We start from the raw sequence: 25,203 nt of genomic DNA on the forward strand, positions 1-25,203 counted from the left end.
TCAGCCTTTCGGAGTGAGGTCGAGCGTCAGTTTCTTGAGGTCGAAGGCCTCGGCATAGCGCTGCCCGCATTCGATGCCGCGAATGCGGGCGAGGCCGAGGAAGGCTTCCCGGTCGTACCAGGGCCGGTGCCGCTGGGAGGCGTAATGCTCCTGGAGCAGACGGACCTTCTCTTCGGCGCGCTCCGCGGGAAGCGGGACGTACGCGGTGGGCTTGCCGAGGTCGCCGTCCCATTTCACGATCTCGTACTCCAGCTGGAGATGGGTGCGGAACACCGTCGGCACCAGCTTCGCCAGGCCGCGGTGGTCCTGGTGCGCGTCCGCCGTGCGCGGGGAGAGGACGAGGTCCGGATCGGTGCGGCGACGCAGCTCCTCCAGCCCGTTCTTGGCCTCCTCCCAATGCGCGGGAAGACGGCCGTCGGGCAGTTTGAGCACGGTGACCTCGACGTCGGCGCCCGGACAGAAGGCCGCGAGCGCCGCGCGTTCCTCGGTCTCCCGTTCGGTGCCGCCGCCGGAAAGGACGAGGGCGTCCACCCGGACACCCGGATTGGTGGCGCAGATCGTCAGCAGCGTGCCGCCCGCCCCGATGGCGATGTCGTCACAGTGCGCGCCGAGCGCGACGATCCGCTGGACGCCGCCGGTGCCGAGCTCGATCACGCCGTGCTCGCCGCTTCGCGTTCCCAGCGTGCCCACGGACGGTCTCCGTGCGCGTACGCGTCGTCGAGCTGGACGCGCTCCTTGACGGTGTCGGTCGGCTTCCAGAACCCGCGGTACGGGTACGCGAGCAGCTTGCCCTGTTTGGCGAGCTCGCCGCAGCCGTCGGCCACCAGGTCGCCGCCCTCGGGGATGTGGTCGAAGACCTCCTGGCGCAGCACGAAGTACCCGCCGTTCTCCCACAGCGGCATCTCGCTGACCGGGGTCAGCGCGCCGATGCGGCCGTCCTCACCCATTTCGACGCAGTGGAACGACGACTGCGGCGGCACGACCATCATCGACGCGCCGGCGTCGGATTCCGTGAACCGCTCGATCATCTCCGGCAACGGGGCGTCGGTGAGGACGTCGGCGTAGTTGGCGAGGAACATCTCGTCGCCCTCGAGATACGGGCGCACCCGGCGCAGCCGTTCGCCGATGGCCGATTCGAGACCGGTCTGCACGAAGGTGATCGACCAGTCCGCGATGTCGGTCGACAGCAGTTCGGCCTTGCCGCGGCGCAGGACGAAATCGTTGGAGGTGGTCTCCTGGTAATTGAGGAAGAACTCCTTGATGTGGTGCGCGCCGTAGCCGAGACAGAGGATGAACTCGGTGTGCCCGAAATGCGCGTAGTACCGCATCACGTGCCAGATCAGGGGTCTGGGGCCGACCATGGCCATCGGCTTGGGCACGTCGGACGCGTCACCGTTGCGCATCCGCATGCCGTAGCCGCCGCAGAAGAGGACTACCTTCACGACTTCACCTCGACGATTTCCAGGTGCGGGATGGGGAAGACCAGTTTCCCGCCCCATTCGTCCACAAAGGACAATTGGGCGGTCAGTTCCTTCCGGAGGTTCCACGGAAGGACGAGCACGTAATCGGGCCGGTCCGCTTCGATGCGTTCCGGCGGCAGGATCGGGATCCGGGTGCCGGGGGTGAACCGGCCGTGCTTGTACGGATTGCGGTCGACGGTGTACCGCAGGACGTCCGGGCGGATGCCGCAGTGGTTCAGCAGCGTGTTGCCCTTGCCCGGGGCGCCGTAACCGACGACGGTCTTGCCTTCGAGCGCGGCGTCCGTGAGGAACTTGTTCAGCTCGAGCCGGACCTTGGTGACCCGCTCGGAGAATTCGGTGTAGCCGGACATTTCGTGCAGTCCGGCCGCTTTTTCGGCGTCGAGGACCTGCATCACCCGCTCGCTCGGCTCACCGGCGACGGCGTCCGGGCGCGCCCACAACCGGATCGAACCGCCGTGGGTGGGCAGGAGTTCGACGTCCACAACGGACAATCCGCCGCGCGCGAGGGCCCGGCGCGCGGATTCCACCGTGTAGTACTGGAAGTGCTCGTGGTAGATCGTGTCGTACTGGTTCTCCTGGATCAGCGTCAGCAGATGCTGGACCTCGATGCTGACCCAGCCGTCATCGGCGACCAGGGCGCGGAGCCCGTGCGTGAAACCGATGATGTCCGGAATGTGCGCGTAAACGTTGTTCGCCACGACGAGGTCGGCGGGACCGTGCTCCTCGCGGACGTCACGTCCGGTTTCGGGACCGAGGAAGGCGGTCTTCGTCGGCACCCCGGCGTCACGCGCGGCTTGGCCCACGTTCACCGAAGGTTCCACGCCCAGACAACGGATCTGCTGCGCCACAACGTGTTTGAGGAGATAACCGTCGTTGCTGGCGACCTCGACGACGAACGAGGACTCGTCGAGCCCCAGCCGCTCGACGGCGCCGTCGACGAACGTTTTGGCGTGGTCGACCCAAGAGGCGGAATACGACGAGAAGTACGCGTATTCGGTGAAAGTCTCTTCCGGGGTGATCAGCGGCGGGATCTGGGCCAGCCAGCATTCCGTGCAGACCCGCAGGTGCAGGGGGTAGGTCGGCTCCGGTTCCTGCAGCTGTTCCGCGGTCAGGAATCGTTCGCACGGCGGCGTCGCCCCGAGGTCGACGACACTGGCGAGATGGGCCGAGCCGCAGAGTCGGCAGGTGGTCATCGAGAGGCTCCTTGGCTCGCGTCACGTATCCCAGACGTCGGCACCTCGGGTCGCCTCGTTACATGCCTTCCAGGGGTCTCACGCTTCCGTCTCACAACCGAAACCTGTCGTCTCGGCCATCGGCGCAGACGTCTCCGCCATCCGGGCGCGGGCAACCCCGCCCGATCGCGTTCCGCCGACTAAACGCGACCCGCCAGACCCCGGCCCGGATCGCGTTTAGCCCGCTAAACGCGACTCGTCAGGCCTCCGCAGACGTCGCGAAAGCCACTTTCGCGACGTCTGATGTCCCGAAAGTGGCTTTCGCGACATCCCATCGCCACGTGCCCCCGGCCCGGATCGCGTTTAGCCGGCTAAACGCGATCCGGCCCGTCACACCGTCAAGAAACCACCAACGCGTAGTCCGCATCGGTCGCCGACGTCTCCGGATGACCGTCGGCGTTCACCTGGGTCGCCACGACCTCCACCGTCCACGTACCGGCGGCCGGCTTCTCGAGGATGACGTTCTCCACCGTGTCGACGGTGTTCGGCGACCCGCCCGCGGTCGAGAAGTTGCCCGCCTTCAGCCCGTTGTTGCCGTAGTAGACGGTCCCGTTCGGCGCGGTGACCTTCAGCGTCAGGTCGTTGACCCTGGTGACCGACGCGCTCGGCGAGCCCGCCGGGTCGGTGTAGGCCAGCGTGGCCTTGAACTGCTTGGTCCCGTTCACCGCGACCGTGTACTTCTTCGACTGCCCGGTGCCCAGCAGGTCGGTCTCGTTCACCAGCACCGGCAGCTTCCACCCGTTCGCCTTGGCCTGTTCGTGCAGGTACCGCACGTTCGCGGTGCCCCAGCCCTGATGCGTCCGGGTCATGTCGTGCGAGGTGCCGCTGAACGCGAACTGGTCGGCCCCGTTGATCAGCAGCGCCTTCGCGGTCGCGGCGTGCGGGCGGCTCGCGAAGACGTCGCGGCCCTTGCCGGGGCCGCCGTCGAACACGCCGTCGGCCCACATCTGGAACAGCAGTCCGGCGTTTCCGCAGGTGATCGGGGTCGCCCCGCTCGTGCCGCCGAACGACGTCGTGTACGAGGTGTCACTGCCGGACGACGTGGTGTCGATCCGGTCGTAGTAGTTCGAAAGTTCCGGTTTGATCCGGCCGTCGGCGGCCGGGCCGATGCTGGCGCCGCCGTTCCACTTGTCGTCGGTGCGGCCGAGCGTGTTGTAGTGGTACTGCCCGCCGACCGAAAGCACGTTCTTCGACCAGGCCTGCGGCCGCGACTGCTGGGTGCCCGCGTTGCTCTGCGACTGGCAGATCAGCAAGTCGTGATCGAAGACGATCTTGTCGAGCTCGGCGGAGACCGAGTTGTAGGCCGTGGTCAGCCCGCCGCCCCAGCTGTTGCTCTGGAACACCGCGCGGTACTTGCCGGCCGGGTCGACCAGTTCCTTGGTGTGGGCGTAGCGGTCCGGCTTGTTGTAGGTCGCGAAGATCCCCTGCGCCTCGGGCAGCAGCCCCCGCTGCGGCGCGCTCACCCCCGACGCGAAGATCTGGCCGTATGTGGAAGTCCCGTGGCTGGTGCTGGTGGAGTTCGACCCGTGCATCACCGTCGGCCGGGCCTTGAATTCCTGGTGCGTGACGCGCAGTCCGCCGTCCATCACCTCGCCGCGCACGCCCTGGCCGCGATAGCCGCCGACACTCTCGATGTAGTTCGCGCCGCTGCTCTCCCTGGCGTTGGCCATGTCGGTCTCGGGCGCGGTGATCGCGCCGACCGCGAGCACCTCGGCCCCCTGCGCCACGGTGGCGGCTTGACCGGGGCCGAGCTTCGCCACGATGTGCTGCCCGCTCTGAGAGATCGCCTCGATGCTCCCGCCGAGCCGCAGGATCCGCTCGGCGACCACGCGCTGATCCCGCGCGTCCGATTCGACCAGCGTCACCAGGTAACCGCCCGTCGCGGCCAGTGAGATCTCCACCTTGTCGTCCGCCCGGTATTCGCCGAGCCAGCGGACGAAATTCAATTTCGCGACCGATTCGCGGTTCTCCGGCTTCAGCCGGACCACGTAGGCGAAATCGGGAATGTAGGTCCCGATCCGCACGCCGAGTGAACGCAATCGCCCACGCTGTTCGTCGGTCAGCGCACTCCGGACCTGGAGCAGGTAGGCGCCCTTCCAGTCCTGGCTCGCGGCCGTGCGCTGGCTCAGCGGATCGAAGGTCCTGCTGGCCAGGCGGATGAACTGGGGATCTTCGGCGGCCGGGGCGGCGACGGCCACCCCGCTCGTCAGTAGCATCGCGCCGACCAAGGGCGCGAGAAAGCGGACAGACTTCGACCGTGGCATGAAATACCTCCGGGGAGCTCTGCAGGGGAGAGGTCTTCCGAAGGTACCGGCCGAAAAGCGGGATGATCAGCCGCTGAACGGCCCAGCCGTTTTCCGGTGCTGCGGGAAATGGAGCATAAACGGTTAAAAACTGATTCAGGAGAGCTCGTCGATCGCGCCGCTGAACCGTGTCAACCGCTCGCGTTCCTCGTCGCCGAGTCTTCGCGTGCTGCCCTCGGGCAGGACGCACGCGACCCAGATGGTGCGGCAGCGCGCGTAAACGGCCCGCTCGTCACGCAGCCTGCTGTTCACCACGACGTCGCAGGTCCCGATCCGGCCGACCACGGTCTCCACCTCGACCGGGCTGTCGCGGAAGGTCAGCCTGCGCAGGTAGCTGACGTTGTGCTTCGCGATGAGATACGCCGGTCCCTTGGCCTGGAAGAGGTGCTCACGCCGCGGGTCGAGCATCGCGACCTGGGCTTCCTGGAAATAGTCGAGCAACCGCACATTCCCCACGTGGCCGAGATGGTCCAGGTCGGCGACACGCAGGCGATGGCGGTGGAGGTGGATCTCGGGAGCGGGACGCGCACTGGTCGTCCCCAGCGGATGTGCGTGCACGAAGTGGATCTTGAATGATCGCGTGGTGTTCCGGCCGCGCGGCGCAACGGACACCGGCCCGGTTCACTCCATCAGGGCTTCGGAGAGCTCGCGGATCGCGGCGGTCTCGGCGGTGTGGATGTCCCGGAGCAGGGTGCCCATCGTGCTGAAAAGCTCACGGGCTTCGACGTCGGTGAACGGCGTTTCGTCGTTGTAGTGCGCGCGCAGTTTCCACATCTCCTCACCGGCGGCTGCGGCGGCTTCCTGCCCCGCGTCGCCCTCGCGGACACCCGCGGAAACCGCGCTGACGAGCCCGCGCATCCAGGCGAATTCGGCGTTCGCCACCGGAACGGCCGCCTCGGCCAGCTCCGCCCAGCGCTCGGCGATCCCGCGCCAGGTCGACGCCTGTTCGGCCAGCGCCGGGAGTTCGAGCAGGGCGGCGGCCTCGGTGAGCGCGTCGGCGAACAGCCCGCGCAGATGCCCGCCCTCCATCCCCGCCGGAGTGACGCTCTCCCATACGTTGAACAGCGCTCCGACGAGCCCGCGCCGCTCACCGAACGCGCGCGGCCAGCCCTTGGGGTCACGTTCGTCGGTCATCGCCTTCGCCCAGCGCCCCCAGGCGGGCAGTGAGAACGACTTCGACGGCTCCGAGAGGTTCCGCGCGCAGTCCGTCAGCCCGCCGCGCACGGCCGCCCGCCAGTCGGGGACCTCGCCGGGCTCGATCGTGGCGAGCAGGTTCTTGTACGAGCCGACCCGGCCCCGCGCGGCGTCGAACGTCTTCCGGTCGACCGTCAGCGGGGCGAGGTTCCGGTCGTCGACCAGCACCCGCCCGTCCTCTTCGCCGTACGCGACGATGAAGTGGCCGCCACCGCCGGACATCTCCGGCGGCAGCCGCCAGTACCCGAGCGACTCGCGGTCGGGGAGGACGATCGACGGCCGTCCCGCTTCGAGATTCGCGGAAAGCCGTTTCGCGGCGGCACGTTTGCCGCCGGTGGTGTGGATGTCGGCGGCGAGCCCAAGACGGTCCACTGTGGACTTGAGCCATTCCTGCGGATACTGCCAGCGCGCGCGGAAGCCGAACACGATCGTCGACGTCGTCTCGTGCGCGAAGTCCCACAGGATGTAGCCGGCGCCGATCCCACCGGACGCGGCGAAGACCAGCGCTTCGCCGGGTGCCTGACCGTCCGGCCCTTCGACACCGTGATGGGTCAATACGGCGGTGACCGCCGATACGTCGGGTTGCAGCCCGCCACGCAATGCGTACTCGCTCACCCCGCCATCATGCCCGTTCCGGCGTCAGAAGTCCCTGATGAGGGAAACCCTGCCGCGTAAGGGATCCGCCACGTACACCGTCCTGGTGCGCTGGTCGATCGCGACCGCGCCGGGGTTCACGCCGAGTGACAGGTCGCCGGTGAGCAGGCTCGTCCTGCCGTCGATCCTGGCGATGCCGTTGGGGCCGCCGTTGGCGTAAACGGTGTTCGATCCTTCGTGGACCGCGAGCGCCGAAGACTCCGAGCGCAGCAGCACGGTCGCCTTTTCCTTGCGCGTGCCCGTGTCCACGATGGACAGATGATGGATGGCCGAATTCGCGACGAACACCGTGCCGGTGGCGCCGTGCACGGCCACGCCGGTCGGCGACTTGCCGACCGGGATCCCGCCGGTGAACTCGCCCGCGCCGATGTCGAAGACCTCCAGCGAATCGGTGGTCGTGCTGGTGCAGTAAGCGAGCTTGCGCCCGCTGTCGACCGCTGTGGAGGACAACCCCCGTGTCGGGCCCGGGACCAGGTCCAGCAGGCGGCAGCTCACGCCGTCGATGACGGCGAGCGTCCCGGTGAGATCGCTGACCGCGTAGATGCGGTTCGCCTGCTCGTCGACGTCGACACTGGACGCGCCGGGCCCGGCCGGCACCACGCTGACGACGTCGTTGGTCCGTCCGTCCAAGACCAGGACCGTCCCGGCGGGCGGGTTCGCCACGAAGACCCGGTTGGTCACCGCGTCCACGGCCAGCCCGGCGGGCTCGCCGCCGACCGGGATCACGTCACCGACCGTGCCGGACCGCGAGTCGAGGACGACGATCGTGCCGGTGGACGGGTCCGAAACGTACGCGAAGCCGGTGACGGAATTCACCGCGACCGCCTCCGGGGTGCCCCCGACCTCGACGAGGAGCACTTTTTCGGCTCTGGCCGCCGGTGCGAAGGCGACCGCGGAGGCACCGGCCGCGGCCAGCGTGAGCAGGGCTCGGCGGCTCAGTTCGGGTCCTCGCACAGGCGCCTCCCGATGATCGTTCCCGGCTTCGACGATAACCCGCGATCCGAGCACGCGAAGGAACTTCGCGTCCCCCGATCGCGTTGTTTCCGATGAGTAACCCCCACCCTGAGAAAGAAAGGAGCAGGACGCCGTGCACAAGCACCAGAACGGGCTGAAGACCGTCGTCCTGCTCGGCCTGCTGTCCGCGCTGATCGTCGGGATCAGCGGTTTCTTCGGGCGGGGCGCGCTGGTCATCGGCCTGGTGGTGGCGCTCGGCGTCAACGCGTACGCCTACTTCAACTCCGACAAGCTGGCGCTGCGGGCCATGCGCGCGCGGCCGGTGTCCGAGGCCGAGCAGCCGGCGATGTACCGGATCGTGCGGGAGCTGGCGACCACGGCGCGGCAACCGATGCCGCGGCTCTACATCAGCCCCACCGTCGCCCCGAACGCCTTCGCCACCGGCCGCAGCCCCCGGCACGCGGCGGTGTGCTGCACCACCGGCATCCTCGACCTGCTCGACGAACGCGAACTGCGGGCGGTGCTCGGGCACGAACTGTCCCATGTCTACAACCGCGACATCCTGATCTCGTGCGTCGCGGGCGCGCTGGCGAGCGTGATCAGCGTGATCGCCAACATCGCGATGTTCACCAGCGTCTTCGGCGGCGGCAACCGGGAGGACGGCGACAGTCCGCTGGTCGGGCTGCTGCTGGTGCTGATCGGGCCGATCGCGGCCGCCGTCGTGAAACTCGGGGTGAGCCGCTCGCGGGAGTTCCAGGCCGACGCGTCGGGCGCGGAACTCACCGGTGACCCGCTCGGGCTGGCCTCCGCCCTGCGGAAACTCGACAGCGGGACGCGCGCGGCGCCGCTCGTGCCGGAGCCGAAGCTGGTCTCGCAGTCGCACCTGATGATCGCGAACCCGTTCCGTCCGGGCGAAGGCCTCTCGAAGCTCTTCTCGACCCATCCGCCCATGGCCGAACGCATCCGACGCTTGGAAGACATGGCCCGCCGCCCCTACTGACCCCGCCCCCCAGGTCGCGTTTCGCGGGCTAAACGCGATCCGCTCCCGGCCCCGCCCCCCGACCTGCGTTTCGCGGGCTAATCGCGACGCGCGCGCCTCCGGATCGCGTTTAGCCCGCGAAACGCAGGTCGGGCCGGGGATCTCACCTCGTGGGAGCGGGAATCGAGGGCCGGGCGCGTGAGTTCCCCGGGCATGGGTTCCGCACAGCAGTTGCACCTCGGGGTCGCGCTCGACGGGGCCGGGCAGCATCCGGCCGCCTGGCGGGTCTCCGACGTCCGCCCGTCCGCGTTGTTCACCGCCGCCCACTACCTCGCCCACGCGAAGCTCGCCGAAGCGGCTTCGCTCGACTTCGTCACCCTCGACGACACACTCGCGCTCCAACCCGGAGGCGAGGAGGTCGTCCGAGGCCGACTGGACGCGCTCCTCACCTTCGCCGCACTCGCCCCCGTGACCAGCGGGATCGGCCTCGTTCCCACGGTCACCACCACGCACACCGAGCCATTCCACATCTCGACGGCCGTCGCTTCGCTCGACTTCGCGAGCCGCGGCCGCGCAGGCGTCCTCGCGGTGCCTTCGCGCACCGAAGCCGAGGTCGCGCACTTCGGCAGGCGCACCTTGCCGTCCGAGGTGGACGCCGAAGCGGAGAACGCCGAGGTCGTCGACGTCATCGCCCGCCTCTGGGACAGCTGGGAGGACGGCGCGATCATCCGCGACGAGCCGACCGGCCGCTTCATCGACCGCGAGAAGCTGCACTACGTCGACTTCGAAGGCCGCTTCTTCAGCATCAAGGGACCTTCGATCACACCGCGCCCGCCGCAGGGCCACCCCGTCGTCGCGGTGTACGGCGACTCGCCGTACGCGCACGGCGCCGACGTCGTCCTGGTCGACGAGATCCGCGGCGCCCGCGAGCGCTTCCCGGACGCGAAACTCCTCGCCGGCCTGTCGATCGTGCTCGCCGAGACCGAGCAGGCGGCCATCGAACGCCGTCGGACGCTGGAGGCCTACGCGCCCTTCCCGCCGGGTCCGAGCTTCACCGGAACTCCCGCCGACCTCGCCACCGAGCTGCCCCGCCTCGCGGCGTCCAACAGCCTCGACGGCTTCCACATCCGGCCCGCGGTCCTGCCCGACGACCTGGCGCTCTTCACCGCCGAGACCGTGCCCGCGCTCCAGGCCGCGGGCGCGTTCCGGCAGACCTACACCGGCGCCACCCTGCGCGACCATCTCGGCCTCGGGGTCGCCGCCAACCAGTACGCGGAGGCGTGACAAATGCCCAAACAGGTCAAACTCGCCGCGCACTTCCCCGGCGTCAACAACACGACCGTGTGGAGTGACCCGCGTTCGGGTAGTCAAATCGACTTTTCGTCCTTCGAGCATCTCGCGCGCACGGCCGAGCGGGGCAAGTTCGACTTCCTGTTCCTCGCCGAGGGCCTGCGCCTGCGCGAACACGCGGGCAAGATCCTCGACTCCGACGTCGTCGGGCGGCCGAACACCACCACCGTGCTGGCCGCGCTCTCCGCGGTCACCACCCGGCTCGGCCTCGCGGGCACGCTGTCGTCCACCTTCAACGAGCCGTACGAGGTCGCGCGGCAGGTCGCGAGCATCGACCACCTCTCCGGCGGCCGCGCCGCGTGGAACGTCGTCACCTCACCGGACGCGTGGACGGGCCAGAACTTCCGCCGCGGCGGCTTCCTGAAACGCGAGGACCGCTACCGCCGCGCCGAGGAGTTCCTCGCCACCGTGCGCGAACTCTGGGACAGCTGGGCGCCCGACGCGGTGGTGGGGGACAAGGAGAACGGCGTCTTCGCCCGCGGTATCGAGCGCTTTGTCCACAGTGGACCGCAGTTCGACATCCGCGGCGAATTCACCGTGCCGAGGACCCCGCAGGGGCAGCCGATCGTCATCCAAGCAGGGGACTCCGACGAGGGCAGGGAGTTCGCCGCGAAGACCGCCGACGTCATCTTCAGCCGGCACGGTTCACTCGAGAGCGGCAAGGAGTTCTTCGCCGACGTCAAGCGACGGCTACCCGCCTATGGCCGCGAGCCCGGCGAGCTGCTGATCATGCCCGCCGCCACTTTCGTCCTCGGCGACACCGAGGAGGACGCGCACGAGCAGGCCCGCGAGATCCGCTATCAGCAGGTGCGGCCGGCGACCGCGATCCAGTTCCTCGAACAGGTCTGGAGCCGCGACCTCTCCGCCTACGACGCCGACGGCCCGCTCCCCGAGATCGACCCGGACCCCGACGCCGAGCCGCTGACCTGGGGCCGGGTCCGGCACGAGAAGGATCCGCTGGCCGTGGCCGCGAAATGGCGAGCGATCGCGGAGGAGAAGAAGCTCTCCATCCGTGAACTGGTCATCGAGGTGACCGCGCGCCAGCAGTTCGTCGGCACCGCCCGGCAGGTCGCGGAATCGATCGACGAGTACGTCCAGAGCGACGCCGCCGACGGCTTCGTGCTGGTGCCGCATCTGACCCCGGGTGGGCTCGACGCGTTCATCGACGACGTCGTCCCGCGGCTTCAGGAACGGGGTGTCTTCCGGGCCGATTACACCGGCGACACCCTGCGGGAACACCTGTTCAGCCGGTAGCACCCTGGGTGCGCGCGACGTTCATCAGATATTCGCCGTAGCCGGACTTCGCCAGCTTCGCCCCGAGCGCGAAGCACTGCTCCGCGTCGATGAAGCCCATGCGCAGCGCGACTTCTTCGAGACAGGCGATCCGGACACCCGTCCGGTGCTCGAGGACCTGCACGAACTGGCCCGCCTCCAGCAGCGAGTCGTGCGTTCCGGTGTCGAGCCAGGCGAACCCGCGGCCGAGGTCGACCAGGGTCGCGCGGTCCTGCCGCAGGTAAGTGAGGTTGACGTCCGTGATCTCCAGCTCGCCGCGCGGGGAGGGCTTGAGGTCGCGGGCGATCTCGACGACCTGGTTGTCGTAGAAGTACAGGCCGGTGATGGCCTTGTTCGACTTCGGCTTCTCGGGCTTCTCCTCGATGGAGAGGAGCTTGCCGTCGGCGTCGATCTCCCCGACGCCGTACCGCTGCGGGTCCTTGACCGGGTACCCGAACAGCACACAGCCGTCGAGCGCGGACGCCGCCGCCTGCAGCCTGCTGGAGAACCCCTGGCCGTAGAAGATGTTGTCGCCCAGCACGAGCGCGACGTCGTCTTCGCCGACGAAGTCCGCGCCGATGACGAACGCCTCGGCCAGCCCGTTCGGGGCGGCCTGCTCGGCGTAGCTGAAGCTGAGCCCGAACTGGCTGCCGTCGCCGAGCAGGCGCCGGAAATGCGGCAGGTCGACGGGGGTCGAGATGATCAGGATCTCGCGGATCCCGGCGAACATCAGCACCGAGATCGGGTAGTAGATCATCGGTTTGTCGTAGACCGGTAGCAGCTGTTTCGAGATCGCCTGGGTGATGGGATGCAGACGCGTCCCACTGCCCCCGGCCAGCACGATGCCCTTCATGCGATGCCCCCGCTTCGTAGCCGATCGCTCGGGACCTCACACTACCGGGTGGCTCAGAACGCCGGGCCCTTCGCGAAATACGCCTTGCAGCCGAGGTTGTACTCGGTGGAGATCTGCAACACGTTCTTGCCGCCGTCGACCGGCAGCAGCGTCGAGCTGTAGTTGGGGCAGAAGTTGTTGTGGATCCCGACGACATGCACCGGCGCGGGCAGTTCGTACCAGTGCCCGGAACCGAAGTTGTCGTTGGCCAGCAGGACCTGGCCGTTCTTGGCCTGCGGGACCCCGGCGGCGTTGGTGTAGATCTGCCCGACCATCACCAGCCGCACCCCGTTCGGGCCACCCGGGAACAACGTGATCGTCTGCGCGTGCTGGAAGTAGTTGCCGCTGGCGGTGGTGACGCGGGTCCCGGGATCGAGGGGATCGCCCCAGTTGGCGCCGTCGGGGGAGATCTTGAAGTACGGATCGCAGTAGCGATCGCGGTAGTTGCAGATCTCGTAGGCCAGGTAGTACCGGCCGTCGGGGAGGCGGCGGATGATGGGCATCCCGGGCCGCACCCGATGCGGCGGGATCGCCATCGTGCGCTGCTTGGTGCCCCAGTTCACCCCGTCGGTGGAAGCGACCCGGTTCATCACCTGCGCGAACTGCGGCGCCTCGGTCTCGTCGGCGTAGTGCAGCCAGAGCGTGCCGCCCGCGTCGACGACGAACTCCGGCTCCCAGATGCCGTCGTGGTTGTGCGAGCGCGCGGCCTCGGACAGGAAGGCCCACGAACGGCCGGCGTCGCGGCTGTACCAGATCCTGATGCCGATCCGCCGTTGCGGACCGGCGTCCTGCCGGTAGCTCGCGGCCCACAGCAGGGTGCCGGCGCGCAGCCTGCCGACCCGCTGCGGCAGTTCGTACAGCGTTCCGCAGCACATGCCGCGGCGACCGTCGCGGTCGCGGACCTCGCCGATCTTGTGGAAGGTCTGGCCTTCGTCGGTGCTCTCCATGATCGGGGTGAACTTGCCGCTCGCGTCTTCGCTGGTCAGCGACGCGAGGATGCGGCCGCGGCCGATCGGGGAATGCTCCAGGCGGATCAGCCGCGGGTATGAGCCGTAGCCGGGCACGAGCTGTTGGCGCTCCGCGGCCTGCGCGGACGTGAACAGGGACGCGATCACCGTGAGTGACAGCGCGAAGGCGAGTGCGGAGCTGAAACGGCGTCTCATCGTGACCTTCCTCGAACGCGATCGCCGGATTACAACACGGGCTTTTGTCCCTTTCGGACTCTCGCGGAGGCGTTGCGGCGGAAACCCACGTCCGAGTGGCCTGAATCGCTCGGCCGAGTGATCCGGTAACGCTGGGCTATCGGTCGGCGAAGATCGGATGACGGGTTCGACTAGGGGGAAACACGTGATCAGGCGCTTGTGCGCGGCCGCGAGTGCCGTGCTGCTGACCGCGGGCCTGATGGCCTGCTCGCCGCCGGCTCTGGGCCGTGTCGTCCCGCGTGCGGCCGCCCCGGAAGGGCTGCGTTCACCATCGACGACGCCCACGCCGACCACCACCCCGAAGCCCGGCCCGCAGCCGGAGGAGAAGCACTCGGGGAAGGGGAACGCGTCGGTCGCCATGGCCTGGCCGTCGCGCATCGGCTTCGTGACCTTCGAGTGTCCGAAGTGTTCCGGGCACGTCGCGGTCAACACCGAGAACGAGCTGATCGTCAACGACATCGGCCCGTACAAGGGCACGCAGTGGATCAACGACATGCCCGGCCGTCAGGCGAAGACGTTCACCGTCAAGGCCAACGCCGCCTGGACGCTGACCATCACCGACGAAAGCGGCTTGCCCGCACTCACGCCGGGCAAGCCCCTGTCGGGCAAGAGCGAAGCGGTCTTCGCCGCGCCTGATGGAGTCTCGGCGGTCGCCATCACGACCAAGAACAGCGGTCGCACGGCGGTGTGGGTGCACAGTGGCGACTACTCGGAGCTCCCGGTGAACCAACTCGGCGACTACAAGGGCAGCGTTCCCGTGTCCGGCCCGGCCTTCGTGTCGGTGGAAGGCGACGGGAGCTGGACGGTCACCGCGTCCTAGACATGACGAAGGCCACCTTCTGCCGAAGGTGGCCTCGTCGTCGCCGTGCTCAGCGGTAGTTCGTGAACTGCAGCGCGATCTCGAAGTCCTTGCCCTTCAGCAAGGCGATCACGTCCTGCAGCTGGTCCTTCTTCTTGCCGGACACCCGCAGCTGGTCGCCCTGGATCTGCGCCTGGACGCCCTTGGGGCCTTCGTCGCGGATGAACTTGGCGATCTGCTTCGCCTTGTCCGACGCGATCCCCTGGAGGATCTTGCCGCCGATCTTGTAGATCTTGCCGGACAACGCCGGCTCGTCCGCCTCGAAGGCCTTCAGGGAGATGCCGCGTTTGATCAGCTTCTCCTTGAACACCTCGACCGCCGCCAGCGCCCGCTCCTCGGTCTCGGACTCGATCGCGATCGCCTCCTCACCGGACCAGTCGATCTTGGTCCCGGTACCCCGGAAGTCGAACCGTGTACCGAGTTCCTTGCTGGCCTGGTTCAGGGCGTTGTCCACCTCCTGGCGATCGACCTTGCTCACCACGTCGAAAGAGGGATCCGCCACGTGTTCTCACACCTCGTACTCGCTTGTCAGGAGCTTCCACCCTAGCCCTGCGGAACCCGGTTGACCGGCCCGCCACGGCATTGGGTATTCTTTCGTCTCGGCCGGGGACACCCGGCCACGGCGAGTTGCCCGAGCGGCCAAAGGGATCTGACTGTAAATCAGACGGCACTGCCTTCGGGGGTTCGAATCCCTCACTCGCCACACCAGCAAGATCGGCCCGGTGACCAGCAAGAACAGGTCACCGGGCCGATCTTGTGTTGTCCGGTTCTGTACGGCTGCAACCGGCTGTGCGGGTCAATCCACGGGCGCATTACGGGCGCACGGCCGAACCTGCTCAGGTCAGGCTGTAGGCCTGTTCGAGCTTCTGCAGGGCGGCTACCTCCCCTCCGGCTCTGCACTTGGCGTAGACGCGCAGGAGCACCGCCAGGCTGTGCCCGGCCCACTTCGCGACCCGGGTGGGTTCCACGCCGTTGTTGAGCCACGTCGACACCGCCGCGTGACGAAGGTCGTACGGTCGTTTGCTGAGCGGGCCAGCGGCCACTTCAGGCGTGAAAACCGCCGCGCGGGCGGTCGCCCACGCTCGTCCGTAGACAGAGCTACTCAGCCGCCCGCCGTCGCGTACGCCACGGAAGAGGCGGCCGTCCGGGGCGGTTCCGAAGATCACGAGGTGCGCATGCAACAGGGCAGCCAGCTCCGAAGCGCACGGGACCTGGCGGGTCGCCCCGTCGTTCCGGTGCTTGAGCGGCCCCGCTTCCGATGCCTCGCCGGAATCCGTCCACTCCCCGCCGACCTCGGGGCGTGCACCTTCCAGCGTGAGCCAACCTGCCCCGTTGAGTGACACGGGCAGATTCGACCTCTTGAGGTTGGCGGCTTCCTCGGGGCGAAGGCCGGCGAAGTACATGAGCGCGAAGAACGCGACCAGTTCGGGATGGGTCTCGCGCACCGCCGCGAGCAGCATCCGCCCCTGGATCGGGCTCACCACTACACCCGGGTCAACCTCTTGGACTTCGTAGCTGCGCTTCTTGACCTTGATCTCCTCCAGGGGGTTTGCGTCGAAGACCTCCCGTTCTACGGCGAAATCGAGCAGGTCCCGTAAGGCCACTCGCCTGATCCGGACTGTGTCCGGCGCCGCCTTCGAGCCGTCGATGTTGCGATCGATCCCACTGAGCACCGAGCGCAGCACGTCCGGTTCCGCGAACTCGTCCGCGCGCCGACATATGGCCGCGATCTCGTCGAGTACTGCGGCAACGTCGGGCGGCAGACCCTCGTTTCGCTGCGTGGTGTTGAACGCCTGTGTGAGTGCCCTTCTGAGAACCTTGCCGTCCACCGCGGTCGGGCTTTTCAACATCGACACCGTGATACCGGTCAAGGAACTCGCCAACGATCGTCTGTACTTCGGTGACGCGTCCGGCCACTTCATATCGATGTACGCGCAGGCCAGCTGAAACGTGGATAGCTTCGTGGCCTCCTTGCGGATCATCGATGTCGGCAACCCGGGTTTCTCGACCAGAAACCCTTCACCCGCTTTGGTGGCAGCGATCAGGTCGTTGCGGAAGTTGTCGGCCAGCTTGAACTTCTGGAACGGCTCGCCGAACTCCCGGCCGGCCACCGACCACCGCACCCGATAGGACACCTTTCCGCTGCGGTGCCGACGTGATTTCAGCGCCCAGATCTTCACGTCGTAGGAAACCTGGGCCGTCATGCAGCCTCCAGACGGCTGGCGAGCCAGCCGTTCAAGGCCGATCGAGAAACACGGATTTGGTTGTTCGGAAGTCGGGTGCACGGCGGAGCCTCGCCCCTGTCGCGCCAATCGCTGAACGTGGAACGGGCGATCTTGAGCAGGTCGCAAACCTCCTTAATAGTCAGCTGTTCGTCGTCGACCACCGACGTGGTGATCGCCCGGTGCGTGCGGGGGGTGCGACTTGTCGCACGAGATTTGGCGGCCATGACAGGTGGTCCTCTCGGGCGTTACGGTTCGTGGTCGGCGGGCCGACCCTGCGGAATGGGGTGCGCACAGAACGCACAAAACCCTCAGAACCTCCGGGACTGGCGGGTCCGTGCAGTTCAGGGCCGGTTTCTGTCGTGAGGTGGTTGCGTGCACAAAACCGTGCACAGAACTTCTGTGCGCACACAGAACCTCGGGGCCGGGTCGGCGGACTCGGCCCCGAGGGCGGTTTTGGTGACTGTCGGTGGTGGCTGATCGTGTCGGTGCCGTGGCGGTTGGCGGGGGTTTTGTGTGCGCACAGAAGTTCTGTGCGAGGTTCTGTGTGACGTCGGCACGCCGCCCGGGTGGGTCTATGACCTGCGAAAACTGGCCGTCCGGGAGGTTGTGAGGGTTTTGTGGGTTCTGTGAGCACCCCGTCTTTGGCGGGTTCGGGTCAGGTGGTCCGGTAGATCGGGTGGCGCCAGTAGTGCGGGCTGGGTGGTCGTCCTCCTTTGCTGGCGCGTTCGGGCTGGGTTTCGGCGGCGACGTGGCCGAGGTCGGCGAGCAGTTCGAGGCCGCGTTTGAATTCGTCGGTCTTCATTTGTTTGGTGCGGATCTTCTGGAATGCCTGGCGGATGGTGAACCGGTCGCCGAGTTCCCAGTCGCGGCGGCTGATGCGGTCGAGGATGCGGCGGGCGATCCGGATGGTGTCGTCCTGCCCGATGTATTCGAGGGTCGCTTGGGCGTGGGTGGCGTAGTACTGGGTGATGCGCCACGCGTTCGCGACGGTGGTGTCGGAGATTTGCGGGTTGTTCCACGCGGTGCGCGGATATTCGGCGAGGTGGAGCAGGGCGGCGATGCGGGCGGTCTGCCCGGCGAGTTTCCCGGCCCAGTCGGCGATGTCGGCCCATTCCCCGCCCTGGGGGTCGAGCCGGGGCTCGATCTGTTCTTCGATCTTCGCCATGAGGTCGTCGGCGGCCGGGGAGAACGTGAGCGTCACGGGTTCTTCGAAGCCGTGCAGCGCGGTGGCCATGGCGAGCATATTGGCGGTGTAGGAGTCGGCGACGTCCTGCGGGATTGGGTCGGGCCGGATCTTGCGGCGGCCGGACAGCGGGGCGGGGCGGGCGAACAGGATGCGGGCGAGGAACCCGTTTCCGCGCAGTTTCGGCGGAAGGTCCTCGATCACGGTGGGCTGGATGGTCAGGCCGAGGGTGAGCGCGGGGCGGGCGACGTATTCGGAGCGGTCGCCGCGGTCGACCCGGAGTTCGGTTCCGCTGTAGCCCTTGAGGAACACTTCGGCGTTGACGTTGCCGGAGTAGCGTCCGGCGACGATCTCGAAGATGGTGCCTTCATCGGAGAGGACTGCCAGCCGGCCGTCCTGTTGGGCGAGGATGGTGGCGACCTTCTGGGGTGTGACGTCGTCGGCGATCAGCTGGGGTGGGTGTGGGATCGCGATCGAGTCGGCCTGCAGCGCGGCGTCGACCGCGTCGGCGATGGCTTCCTCTTGGGCTTGCTGGTCGGTGAGTTCCTCCCCAGTGATCGTGGCGGCCTTCTTCTGTGCTTTGTCGCGGGCGGATTCGGCCATCTGCTGCTGCATCCGCGCGGTCTCGATGCTGTGGCGGGCTTCCTCCCGCAGCATCCGTTCGAGGGTCCGGATGGGTTCGGTCATCAGCGTGAACACCGGTGACTTCCGCGCTGACGGTTCCATGATCACGACTGTGAACAGGGTGGTTTGCTCGGCCCAGCCGTCGCGAACCTTGACCATCACCCGGCCGCCGGCCGCCGTCGACAAGCTGGCGAGCGCGAGCGCGCCGGGAAGGTCGACCGGGGTCTGCATGGTCTCGGCGACCGCGTCGGTGAAGTCCGCCAGCCACCCCGGTAGCGCCTCGCTCGGGAACTTCGACAACGCCCGCAAGGTCGAGAGCGGCGCGGGCCGGTCCGGCCAGGGCGACGGTCCGTCGTCGCTGGGAGGCTCAAGGTTTCCGGCCGGGGGACGTTCCGGGAAGTCCCGGATGTTGGTGACGGGTTCTGCGGACATGACGTACCTCCGCGATCTCTTCGTGTGGAACGGGTGCTGACAGCCGGGGGCGCGGCCGCTGTGGGACGGGCGGCCGCGCCCGGCTGGTCAGTGACCGAAGCGAGCAGGGTTGGTCACTGCTGCGCGCGGCGTTTCTGCTCGGCCCGGATCTGGTCGTAGACCGTGGACGGGGTGCCGTGGTGGACGCGTGCGGCTTCGAGGTCTGCGTCGGTGGCACTCGCGAAGCCCGCCGCCTGGACGCGTCCGAGTGCGTCCGGGTCTTGCACCGGCTGGATGACGATGAGGTGCTGTGGTTCACCGCCGACGGGGATCGCGGCGGCGTGGTCTTCCTCCTGGAGGGTCTTGCGGTTGGATTCCGGGGCGAGGTGGATGTTGGGGTTGTTGCGCGCCATGTCCCGCAGGGTCTGCGTGACTTCGTCGTGGTCGACGTCGGCGAGGGCCTTGCGGATGTCGGTGATCCCGGCCCAGCCGCCATCGCCTCTGGTCAGCTCGGCCACGGCGTCGCGGATGCGGTCCTCGGTCGACCGCGCCCGGTCGGCGGCCGGTTCCGGCACGGGCATGGGCGGCTCCGGGGCGTCAGTCTCCGGCTCGGCCTTGGGCTGCTCGGTCGCGGGCACGGCGGGTTCCACTTGCGCCGGGCTCCCGCCGGTGAATCCGCCACCGCCACCGTGGTCGCCGCCTTTCCCGAAGGCTGCTCCTCGTCCGCCCATCAGTGGTCACCGTCCCAGCGCGACGGGTAGCACCGGATCGGTGTCGCCCCGCGAACCTGCTCGGTTGGTGGTTTGCCGTGCACCAGGACCAGGGTCGGTTCCAGGCGGAGCAGCATTTCGGCGTACCCGGCGGCGAACAGTCTGCGCGCCACGGGGTCGCGCCACACGCCGACGGTGGACACTGCGACCACCGACCGGGGCGGGATCCCGGCGAACGCGAAGTCGAAGGAGTCCGCTGTGGACCAGCTGACGGTGGGGACGACGGTGACGCCGTGGTGCAGCAGCCACGCCCCGCACCAGCGTGAGCGGTAGACCTGCCACAGCTGCATCGCCAGCGGCATGTCCCGGTACAGGCTGAAATCCGGGGTCAGCGCCGCACCGACGGTGCGGCATCGGGACAGCCCGCGTTCCGGTTTGGACCAGACGACCTCGAACCGGTAGTCGTCGAGGAAGAAGTGCACCGCGGCCCCGGGCCCGGCGGTGGCGGCCGCGTGCCGGTCGGTGTAGGCCACCAACCGAGCAGGTTCGAACGTGGCTCTCGGCAGGGCGGGGATGCCCCACAGGTTGTCCGTGGGCCACAGGGCGCGGCAGTTGAGCTTGTCCCAGTTGCCGGGCATCGTCGCCCACCGGTGGCTGGTGCGGGTCCCGCCGCCGAGTTCCGGCGGGGGTGTGTCCGCGAGGACGTCGGGGTGGTCCAGGCCGGGGGTGGAGAGGGTCATCGGTTGCCTCCGTCAAAGGGTGGAAGGGACGTACCGGTGCCGTGTCACCGGCGGGTCAGGCGGCGGGATCGAGCGGTTCGCCGGAGAACGTCTCGATTACGGCCGAGGCGATCACTTCGGACATGGCCGGAGGGAAGGCGTTGCCGAAGCCGCGCACGACCTTGCGTTTGGACTTCGCGACGTGCGGCGGGATCTTGAAGCCGGGCGGGAAGCCCATCCCTGCGCCGATCTCGTGCGGTTCGAGCATGCGGAACGTGCACTGCTCGACCGGCGGGGTGCCGCCGATGAGCGCGTAGCGGTCGCGGGTGGTGAGTGTCCCGATCGGACGGTCGGTCTGCTGGGTGCCGCCGTTGCCGTAGTAGGCCATGAGGAACTCGACCTGCTCGGCTTGGGTCGGTGGGCCGACCAGGCCGTGGTGGTTGCCCTCGGCCGACACGGTCGGGATCGGCCCGTGGACGGGGTAGGCGGCGGTGGCGGATCCGCCGTTGCGCTGGATGGAGATGAACGGCGGCACCACCACCGCGGTCTCCCGGCGGCAGGTCTGCGTCCGCATCGGATCCTCCACGGTGGTGGCGGTGCCGATCCCGGCCCGCGCCGCGCACGACACGAGCAGGGGCGGGCACACGAGCGCGTCGTTGTCCCGCGTGGTCCTGGTCGGCAGCGGCACATCGACGCTGGTGGCGTCGGTGCGCCAGGTGCCGCCGGCCGGGGTGAGCAGGGCGCCGACGTGGCGGGCGAGTCCGGCCTCGATGCGGGCCATCGTGGTGGGCTGGAGCGGGTCCTTGCCGTAGCTGGCGCGTTCGCCGATCTTCGGGCCGGGATCCAGCGACCAGTCGATGATGGACGAGGCGGGCAGCACGCCGGGTTCCACGATCTGGTGGCGGCACGAGCGGTGCGGGCATCGGTAGACGTACTGGCCGTGCCGGATCCCGTAGACGCCCATCTTGGTGCGCGGGTTCTTGAACACCTGCACCGCGGCCACCATCTCGTCACACACCGGGCAGTACGCCTTGGGACGCAGCCACTTGTCCCAGTCCGGGTCGCGGCCGAGCATCTCGTGCCAGTAGGCGAGGACGAACCGGTTGCGGGACTGGGCGATCTTGCCGAGGGTGGGGCCGGTGACGTGCATGGCGTTGAGCGCGATCATGCGGGTGCGGTAGCCCTCGGCCACGATCTCCTGGCGCCAGCGTTTGAACTGGTCCCATTTCACGACCTGCACGACGTTTTCCACCAGGCCGCCGAGGACAGGCTTGCCGCGCCGGTTCATCGCTTGCAGGTAGCGCGGGATCTCCTCCATCAGGGCTCGTGCCCGCGCGGTGTCCGGGTTCAGCGCCTTCGGCCCGCGCACCGGGTCGAACAGCACGCCTTGCGTCGACTGGTCGAAGTCCCGCTTGACCCCGCGCGCGTCCGTCCACGGCGGACACGATGGCGTGGAGGCGAAGAAGTCCACGCGCGGGAACTTCCCGATGTCCTCCTTCGCGATGTCCCCGCAGTAGTGGTCCATGTCGGGATGGTTCAGCTCGTGCGTGGCGATCGCGGCCGCGTTGTGGTTGGCGGCCAGCACGCCCCGGGTGCCGGGCACCCGCAGCACACCGATGGTGTCCCCGCCGAACCCGGCGAACTCGTGATAGGTGGTCCAGGTCATCGTGCCTCCTCGAATCGTCGGTGCGTGTGGGGACGGAGGTAGGGCGGCAGGGCCAGGTAGTGCAGCTCGGTCCAGCCCTCGGTGTGCAGGCGCGGAAGCGCCGCGGTGATGTCGTGGTGCATCCGCCACACCACCGGTTCCGGGACACGGCGGGCGGTTCCACAGTCAGGGCAACGGTTCCCGTCGCGGCGGCCGTTCTGCGCGAGCACGCGCAACAGCGGCGGCAAGATCACCAACCCCACGGTGCGGGCGCGGTAGGCGGCCGCGATGTCGAGCAGCGAGGCACGGAATCGGGGCAGGAAGCTCGTGACGTCCCACACCACCGTGCCCCCGGCCGCCAGCACTGCGCGGGTCGTGGCGTACCCGGCGGCGACGGCGGCCGCGTTGACGGCCGGGTTTCCCGAGCAGCCACAGGGCGAGAGCGCCGCGCGAGACTCGTCCAGCGACACCACCACCGCCCCGGGCGGTGCGTGCCGTGTGCGCCACCTGGTCTTCCCGGCCCCGCACGGGCCGATCGTGGCGATCAGAGTGGGGCTCACGCGACCTCCCCGCCACCGGCGGTGTCGGCGGGCTCGTAGTCGCGGGTGTCCCACGGGTCGGGGTCGCCGGTGACGGTCAGCAGCTCGCCGGTGTCCCGGTCGCGCACCACGTCACCCGGGGCGAACCCGAGCCGTGACCGCTGGGTGCCACGGTCGATGGCCTCGATCCAGCACACCGCCACGGCGGCGACCTGGACCAGCTCGGCGCGCAGTGCGGCCGGGTCAGCCTCGGCGAGCGCCTCGAAGGTCTCTTCGGTGAGCAGGTCGGCGAAGGTCGGCCCGTCGTGGCGGGCGGCGAGGTCGGTGCGCCAGCGGGCGAAGTCGGCGGCTTCGGCCGTGGTCACGCAGAACCGGACCTGGTTCGCTTCGTCCGGGCCGGTGCCGTCGGCGTGGTCCTGGCGGCCCCACTTGGCGTCCTGGCGGCCGCGTTCGGCGGCCACCTCGATCAGCACGGGGAACGTGGCCGGGTTGGCCACGGGGTTGGTGGTCATGGCAACACTCGCTTTCACGGGCATGTGGCGCGAACAGAGCAGGGCCGGACACTCGGTGGTGTCCGGCCCTACTCGTCTGTCCGAAGTGGTCAGTCAGGGAGCCGCCTCCCTGGCGTCGACAAGGCCGCCGCGGTTGGCCGAGGCGGCGCAGTGGCAACACTCGGCGAACCGCCACCACGCCGGGAGGACGTCGTGGTTCGGCAGGACGACGTGTTCGACGTAGACCTCGCCCGGCGTGATCGGACGGTGGCAGTAGCCCTCGCACCGGTGATACGTGCGGGCTCGGCGGGCGGTCGTGCGGATCACGCGGCGTTCCCGGCGACCGAGGCGTAGAGGGTCTGGCACGCGTCGCAGCCGCACAGCTCGCCCATCCCGGCGCCGCGCGTGCCCGGCACGATCACGGCCGGTTCCTCGACCGTGGGCCCGGTCGGCGACCCGTCGGCCCGCCAGGTCGCGATGACCTCCGGCGGCCCGGAGTTCAGCGTCTGGCACGGGCACCCGCCGGTGGTGCACGCGCCGGTGACCGAACTGTGAAAGAAGTCCAGGTGCCCGCAGGCACAGCGGTGCGCGATCGCGGCCATCACGCCTCCCAGGTCTGCGGGTAGTGGCAGGCACAGGCCGGGCAGGTCCAGTGCCCCGGGTCGTGTTCGGCCCATCCCCGGGCACGGGCCTGGGCGGCCAGCTCGGCGCGGGTCCCGGTGGCGGCGTTGCCGGTCCAGTCGTCGGGGATCCACGTCTCGCCACCGGCACAGCCGATCGAGGAACACCGCAGTCCCCACCCGGCGGGCTGGAGATCGCGGAGGATGACCGCGGCCGGGTACAACAGCGGCTCGCTGCCCGGGTACTCACACGCGGCCTCGGCCAGCGCGGCGGCGTCCTCGAACGTCTCGAACCCTTCGGCCGAGACCACGTAGCGGTGACGGATCCGCCACAGCGGCGGCCGCAACAGCCACGACGAACGGGCGTACACCAGCGGGCGGCCGTCGTCCTGAGCGCGACGCATCGCGAAGTACAGATCGTGGAAGGCGGACTTGGCGGCCGGGTCGGCGAGGATGTCCTCGGTGGGCCGGTCCCAGTCGACGTCCTGGTTTTCCAGCCACGCCATGGCTTCGTGGGTGTGCAGGAAGCTCGCGGAGGGAGACACCCGCCGCCCCGACCGGACGTGGGTCAGGACCCATTTGCCGGTGTAGCGCAGCACTTTCCCGGCGGTGTGCGGGGTGAGGACCAGCCCGGGCAGCGAGCCGCGTTCCCCGACCATCGGGGCCAGTCCGTTGCTGTTGGCGAGGGCGAGCTCGGCGAGCGCGGTCTCGGCCGCGGGGATCGGATGGCGCGGGAACTGGTCGCGACGGGCCCGCCTGGTGTTCGCGGCGGGCGGTGCGGTGATGGTCATGGCGAAGAAGTCCTCTCTGTTGTCAGGCGGCGGTACGGGCGGCGATCCAGTGCTCGACCCGGGCCCAGGACGCGGTGGCGCGGGCCCGGATCTGGTCCGGGGTCAGCGGTTCGGTGGTGTGCACGGCGCGGCGGCGGGCGAGTTCGGCGTAGCTGGGCCCGCCGGCGATCGCCCGCCAGGCCGCGCCCCCGGAGATGGCGTTCGAGGTGGCGCGGGCGGTGGCGCGGCGGTCCCACTCGACCCACTCGGCCAGCAGGTGCGCCACATGCGGGCTGGTGTTCAGCAACCGCCAGGCGCCCGCGTCCGCGATCAGCGCCCGATATTCGAGCATCGGCACGCGGACCGTGTCGGTCTCGTCCACGCGATATCACTCCTTTCAGCGGCGGGGGCGGATCTGGCGGCAGTGGTGGCAGCAGCGCTGCCGCATCCGGTTGCGGGCCCCGCACGAGCGGCACGCCCACCGGGTCCGGGGCGGCAGGCGGGTACCGGTGGTGCCGTGAGCGGGCAGGCGCAGCGAAACGGGAGAAGTCATGACGGGGCTTCCCTTCACGGTGAGTGAGCGACACGCGGGTCGACGGCCCGCCGGGTGAGAACGCAGCGCACCCGCCGGTTGGTCACTGATCGTGACTTTCTGGCGGGTCGCGGCATCGGGGAACCCGCCCGCGCCGGGGCGGGCGGGCGAATGAGTCCGGGATGAGTTTCCGGATGAGTTTTGCGAAAGCGAATGAGCTTGCTCATTTTCGGGGCGACTTCGCAGGTCGGGGCGCTGATCAGCGAAAATGAGCGGGAATGAAGTGAATGAGCGGGATGAGTCGCCGGTCCCGGGGCCGCTCGAAGCCCCGGTTTCGGGGTGTGAGCGGCCCCGGGCCGGGG

General features: G+C 68.8%; 27 protein-coding genes and 1 tRNA gene. 5 read left to right on the plus strand and 23 right to left on the minus strand.

The genetic code is table 11. The features are described 5' to 3' along the window. The 7 genes from AMK34_RS26885 to AMK34_RS26915 form a co-directional block, all read right to left on the minus strand. Positions 1 to 654 (minus strand): PIG-L deacetylase family protein, encoded by a 654-nt coding sequence (locus AMK34_RS26885; RefSeq protein ID WP_073847598.1) that lies wholly within the window; start codon positions 652 to 654, stop codon positions 1 to 3. After that, entirely contained in the window at positions 651 to 1,442 is a 792-nt protein-coding gene (locus AMK34_RS26890) for a sugar phosphate nucleotidyltransferase (RefSeq protein ID WP_038519972.1), read from the minus strand. Before AMK34_RS26890 ends, AMK34_RS26885 begins: the two co-directional genes overlap by 4 nt. Beyond that, the gene (locus tag AMK34_RS26895) at positions 1,439 to 2,674 is read right to left on the minus strand and encodes a class I SAM-dependent methyltransferase (protein WP_073847251.1); all 1,236 of its coding nucleotides are present in this window, start codon (positions 2,672 to 2,674) and stop codon (positions 1,439 to 1,441) included. The genes AMK34_RS26890 and AMK34_RS26895 overlap by 4 nt, the downstream gene beginning before the upstream one ends. Positions 2,675 to 3,051: 377 nt before the next feature. Then, positions 3,052 to 4,977, minus strand: a complete 1,926-nt coding sequence (locus AMK34_RS26900) for a S8 family serine peptidase (protein ID WP_073847252.1) — start codon at positions 4,975 to 4,977, stop codon at positions 3,052 to 3,054. Between the two features lie 135 nt (positions 4,978 to 5,112). Next, on the minus strand, positions 5,113 to 5,574 hold the full coding sequence (locus tag AMK34_RS26905; protein ID WP_228694745.1) for an acyl-CoA thioesterase: 462 nt from the start codon (positions 5,572 to 5,574) through the stop codon (positions 5,113 to 5,115). 63 nt (positions 5,575 to 5,637) lie between these two features. Beyond that, on the minus strand, positions 5,638 to 6,825 hold the full coding sequence (locus AMK34_RS26910; protein WP_073847253.1) for a BtrH N-terminal domain-containing protein: 1,188 nt from the start codon (positions 6,823 to 6,825) through the stop codon (positions 5,638 to 5,640). A gap of 24 nt (positions 6,826 to 6,849) precedes the next feature. After that, on the minus strand, positions 6,850 to 7,818 hold the full coding sequence (locus AMK34_RS26915) for a YncE family protein (protein ID WP_073847599.1): 969 nt from the start codon (positions 7,816 to 7,818) through the stop codon (positions 6,850 to 6,852). Between the two features lie 133 nt (positions 7,819 to 7,951). On the opposite strand from AMK34_RS26915, the gene htpX reads away from it, so the two are divergent. The 3 genes from htpX (at position 7,952) to AMK34_RS26930 (ending at position 11,401) form a co-directional block, all read left to right on the plus strand. After that, complete coding sequence (htpX, locus tag AMK34_RS26920; RefSeq protein ID WP_038519963.1) at positions 7,952 to 8,818, plus strand: zinc metalloprotease HtpX; 867 nt, start codon at positions 7,952 to 7,954, stop codon at positions 8,816 to 8,818. A gap of 192 nt (positions 8,819 to 9,010) precedes the next feature. After that, positions 9,011 to 10,081, plus strand: coding sequence for an LLM class flavin-dependent oxidoreductase (locus AMK34_RS26925; RefSeq protein WP_073847254.1), 1,071 nt, complete (start codon positions 9,011 to 9,013; stop codon positions 10,079 to 10,081). A gap of 3 nt (positions 10,082 to 10,084) precedes the next feature. Then, complete coding sequence (locus AMK34_RS26930; protein WP_073847255.1) at positions 10,085 to 11,401, plus strand: NtaA/DmoA family FMN-dependent monooxygenase; 1,317 nt, start codon at positions 10,085 to 10,087, stop codon at positions 11,399 to 11,401. Here AMK34_RS26930 and rfbA read toward each other — a convergent pair. Both rfbA and AMK34_RS26940 read right to left on the minus strand, forming a co-directional pair. Continuing rightward, on the minus strand, positions 11,391 to 12,272 hold the full coding sequence (gene rfbA / locus AMK34_RS26935; protein ID WP_038519953.1) for a glucose-1-phosphate thymidylyltransferase RfbA: 882 nt from the start codon (positions 12,270 to 12,272) through the stop codon (positions 11,391 to 11,393). The two genes, AMK34_RS26930 and rfbA, sit on opposite strands and share 11 nt — an antisense overlap. 53 nt (positions 12,273 to 12,325) lie before the next feature. Then, on the minus strand, positions 12,326 to 13,474 hold the full coding sequence (locus tag AMK34_RS26940; protein WP_073847256.1) for a sialidase family protein: 1,149 nt from the start codon (positions 13,472 to 13,474) through the stop codon (positions 12,326 to 12,328). A gap of 184 nt (positions 13,475 to 13,658) precedes the next feature. Between AMK34_RS26940 and AMK34_RS26945 the strand changes: the two genes are divergently transcribed. Continuing rightward, positions 13,659 to 14,333: a hypothetical protein gene (locus AMK34_RS26945; protein ID WP_083650005.1), complete on the plus strand. Its 675-nt coding sequence runs from the start codon at positions 13,659 to 13,661 to the stop codon at positions 14,331 to 14,333. A 49-nt stretch (positions 14,334 to 14,382) separates the two neighbouring features. Here the strand turns inward: AMK34_RS26945 and AMK34_RS26950 are convergent, their stop codons facing one another. Next, complete coding sequence (locus AMK34_RS26950; RefSeq protein WP_007030975.1) at positions 14,383 to 14,874, minus strand: YajQ family cyclic di-GMP-binding protein; 492 nt, start codon at positions 14,872 to 14,874, stop codon at positions 14,383 to 14,385. A 119-nt stretch (positions 14,875 to 14,993) separates the two neighbouring features. Here AMK34_RS26950 and AMK34_RS26955 point away from each other — a divergent pair. Beyond that, positions 14,994 to 15,075, plus strand: a tRNA-Tyr gene (locus AMK34_RS26955). Positions 15,076 to 15,208: 133 nt separating this feature from the next. On the opposite strand, the gene AMK34_RS26960 is transcribed toward AMK34_RS26955, so the two are convergent. The 13 genes from AMK34_RS26960 to AMK34_RS43035 all read right to left on the minus strand — a co-directional run bounded on the left by AMK34_RS26960 (position 15,209) and on the right by AMK34_RS43035 (position 24,862). Next, entirely contained in the window at positions 15,209 to 16,576 is a 1,368-nt protein-coding gene (locus AMK34_RS26960; protein ID WP_073847257.1) for a tyrosine-type recombinase/integrase, read from the minus strand. Then, complete coding sequence (locus AMK34_RS26965; RefSeq protein ID WP_083650006.1) at positions 16,573 to 16,821, minus strand: helix-turn-helix domain-containing protein; 249 nt, start codon at positions 16,819 to 16,821, stop codon at positions 16,573 to 16,575. Before AMK34_RS26965 ends, AMK34_RS26960 begins: the two co-directional genes overlap by 4 nt. A gap of 431 nt (positions 16,822 to 17,252) precedes the next feature. Next, complete coding sequence (locus AMK34_RS26970) at positions 17,253 to 18,836, minus strand: YfjI family protein (RefSeq protein WP_083650007.1); 1,584 nt, start codon at positions 18,834 to 18,836, stop codon at positions 17,253 to 17,255. Between the two features lie 113 nt (positions 18,837 to 18,949). Beyond that, positions 18,950 to 19,546, minus strand: coding sequence for a hypothetical protein (locus AMK34_RS26975; RefSeq protein ID WP_143202615.1), 597 nt, complete (start codon positions 19,544 to 19,546; stop codon positions 18,950 to 18,952). Beyond that, on the minus strand, positions 19,546 to 20,265 hold the full coding sequence (locus tag AMK34_RS26980; protein WP_083650008.1) for a DUF4417 domain-containing protein: 720 nt from the start codon (positions 20,263 to 20,265) through the stop codon (positions 19,546 to 19,548). Before AMK34_RS26980 ends, AMK34_RS26975 begins: the two co-directional genes overlap by 1 nt. 55 nt (positions 20,266 to 20,320) lie before the next feature. Further along, positions 20,321 to 21,910, minus strand: a complete 1,590-nt coding sequence (locus AMK34_RS26985) for a DNA cytosine methyltransferase (protein WP_073847259.1) — start codon at positions 21,908 to 21,910, stop codon at positions 20,321 to 20,323. Next, complete coding sequence (locus AMK34_RS26990; RefSeq protein WP_073847260.1) at positions 21,907 to 22,449, minus strand: AAA family ATPase; 543 nt, start codon at positions 22,447 to 22,449, stop codon at positions 21,907 to 21,909. The genes AMK34_RS26985 and AMK34_RS26990 overlap by 4 nt, the downstream gene beginning before the upstream one ends. After that, entirely contained in the window at positions 22,446 to 22,940 is a 495-nt protein-coding gene (locus tag AMK34_RS26995; protein ID WP_073847261.1) for a hypothetical protein, read from the minus strand. Before AMK34_RS26995 ends, AMK34_RS26990 begins: the two co-directional genes overlap by 4 nt. Positions 22,941 to 23,033: 93 nt before the next feature. Then, a complete protein-coding gene (locus AMK34_RS27000) occupies positions 23,034 to 23,246 on the minus strand; it encodes a hypothetical protein (RefSeq protein ID WP_073847262.1) in 213 nt (70 codons plus the stop codon). Next, positions 23,243 to 23,521, minus strand: coding sequence for a hypothetical protein (locus AMK34_RS27005; RefSeq protein ID WP_073847263.1), 279 nt, complete (start codon positions 23,519 to 23,521; stop codon positions 23,243 to 23,245). The genes AMK34_RS27000 and AMK34_RS27005 overlap by 4 nt, the downstream gene beginning before the upstream one ends. Next, the gene (locus AMK34_RS27010) at positions 23,521 to 24,330 is read right to left on the minus strand and encodes a hypothetical protein (protein WP_073847264.1); all 810 of its coding nucleotides are present in this window, start codon (positions 24,328 to 24,330) and stop codon (positions 23,521 to 23,523) included. Before AMK34_RS27010 ends, AMK34_RS27005 begins: the two co-directional genes overlap by 1 nt. Before the next feature lie 22 nt (positions 24,331 to 24,352). Then, positions 24,353 to 24,691, minus strand: coding sequence for a hypothetical protein (locus tag AMK34_RS27015; RefSeq protein ID WP_073847265.1), 339 nt, complete (start codon positions 24,689 to 24,691; stop codon positions 24,353 to 24,355). A gap of 15 nt (positions 24,692 to 24,706) precedes the next feature. Next, positions 24,707 to 24,862: a hypothetical protein gene (locus AMK34_RS43035; RefSeq protein WP_158073308.1), complete on the minus strand. Its 156-nt coding sequence runs from the start codon at positions 24,860 to 24,862 to the stop codon at positions 24,707 to 24,709. Between the last annotated feature and the right edge of the window lie 341 nt (positions 24,863 to 25,203).

Source organism: Amycolatopsis sp. CB00013, assembly GCF_001905755.1.
GTDB classification, from domain to species: domain Bacteria; phylum Actinomycetota; class Actinomycetes; order Mycobacteriales; family Pseudonocardiaceae; genus Amycolatopsis; species Amycolatopsis japonica.

What these genes read in the sequence shown, in the direction of transcription:
- AMK34_RS43035 (WP_158073308.1), bottom strand. Translation starts at nt 24,862, where the DNA reads ATGACTTCTCCCGTTTCGCTGCGCCTGCCCGCTCACGGCACCACCGGT.
- AMK34_RS26965 (WP_083650006.1), bottom strand. Translation starts at nt 16,821, where the DNA reads ATGGCCGCCAAATCTCGTGCGACAAGTCGCACCCCCCGCACGCACCGG.
- AMK34_RS26980 (WP_083650008.1), bottom strand. Translation starts at nt 20,265, where the DNA reads ATGACCCTCTCCACCCCCGGCCTGGACCACCCCGACGTCCTCGCGGAC.
- AMK34_RS27005 (WP_073847263.1), bottom strand. Translation starts at nt 23,521, where the DNA reads ATGGCCGCGATCGCGCACCGCTGTGCCTGCGGGCACCTGGACTTCTTT.
- AMK34_RS26975 (WP_143202615.1), bottom strand. Translation starts at nt 19,546, where the DNA reads ATGGGCGGACGAGGAGCAGCCTTCGGGAAAGGCGGCGACCACGGTGGC.
- AMK34_RS26895 (WP_073847251.1), bottom strand. Translation starts at nt 2,674, where the DNA reads ATGACCACCTGCCGACTCTGCGGCTCGGCCCATCTCGCCAGTGTCGTC.
- AMK34_RS27010 (WP_073847264.1), bottom strand. Translation starts at nt 24,330, where the DNA reads ATGACCATCACCGCACCGCCCGCCGCGAACACCAGGCGGGCCCGTCGC.
- AMK34_RS26970 (WP_083650007.1), bottom strand. Translation starts at nt 18,836, where the DNA reads ATGTCCGCAGAACCCGTCACCAACATCCGGGACTTCCCGGAACGTCCC.
- AMK34_RS26995 (WP_073847261.1), bottom strand. Translation starts at nt 22,940, where the DNA reads ATGACCACCAACCCCGTGGCCAACCCGGCCACGTTCCCCGTGCTGATC.
- AMK34_RS26985 (WP_073847259.1), bottom strand. Translation starts at nt 21,910, where the DNA reads ATGACCTGGACCACCTATCACGAGTTCGCCGGGTTCGGCGGGGACACC.
- AMK34_RS26930 (WP_073847255.1), top strand. Translation starts at nt 10,085, where the DNA reads ATGCCCAAACAGGTCAAACTCGCCGCGCACTTCCCCGGCGTCAACAAC.
- AMK34_RS26900 (WP_073847252.1), bottom strand. Translation starts at nt 4,977, where the DNA reads ATGCCACGGTCGAAGTCTGTCCGCTTTCTCGCGCCCTTGGTCGGCGCG.
- AMK34_RS26960 (WP_073847257.1), bottom strand. Translation starts at nt 16,576, where the DNA reads ATGACGGCCCAGGTTTCCTACGACGTGAAGATCTGGGCGCTGAAATCA.
- AMK34_RS26940 (WP_073847256.1), bottom strand. Translation starts at nt 13,474, where the DNA reads ATGAGACGCCGTTTCAGCTCCGCACTCGCCTTCGCGCTGTCACTCACG.
- AMK34_RS26925 (WP_073847254.1), top strand. Translation starts at nt 9,011, where the DNA reads ATGGGTTCCGCACAGCAGTTGCACCTCGGGGTCGCGCTCGACGGGGCC.
- rfbA (WP_038519953.1), bottom strand. Translation starts at nt 12,272, where the DNA reads ATGAAGGGCATCGTGCTGGCCGGGGGCAGTGGGACGCGTCTGCATCCC.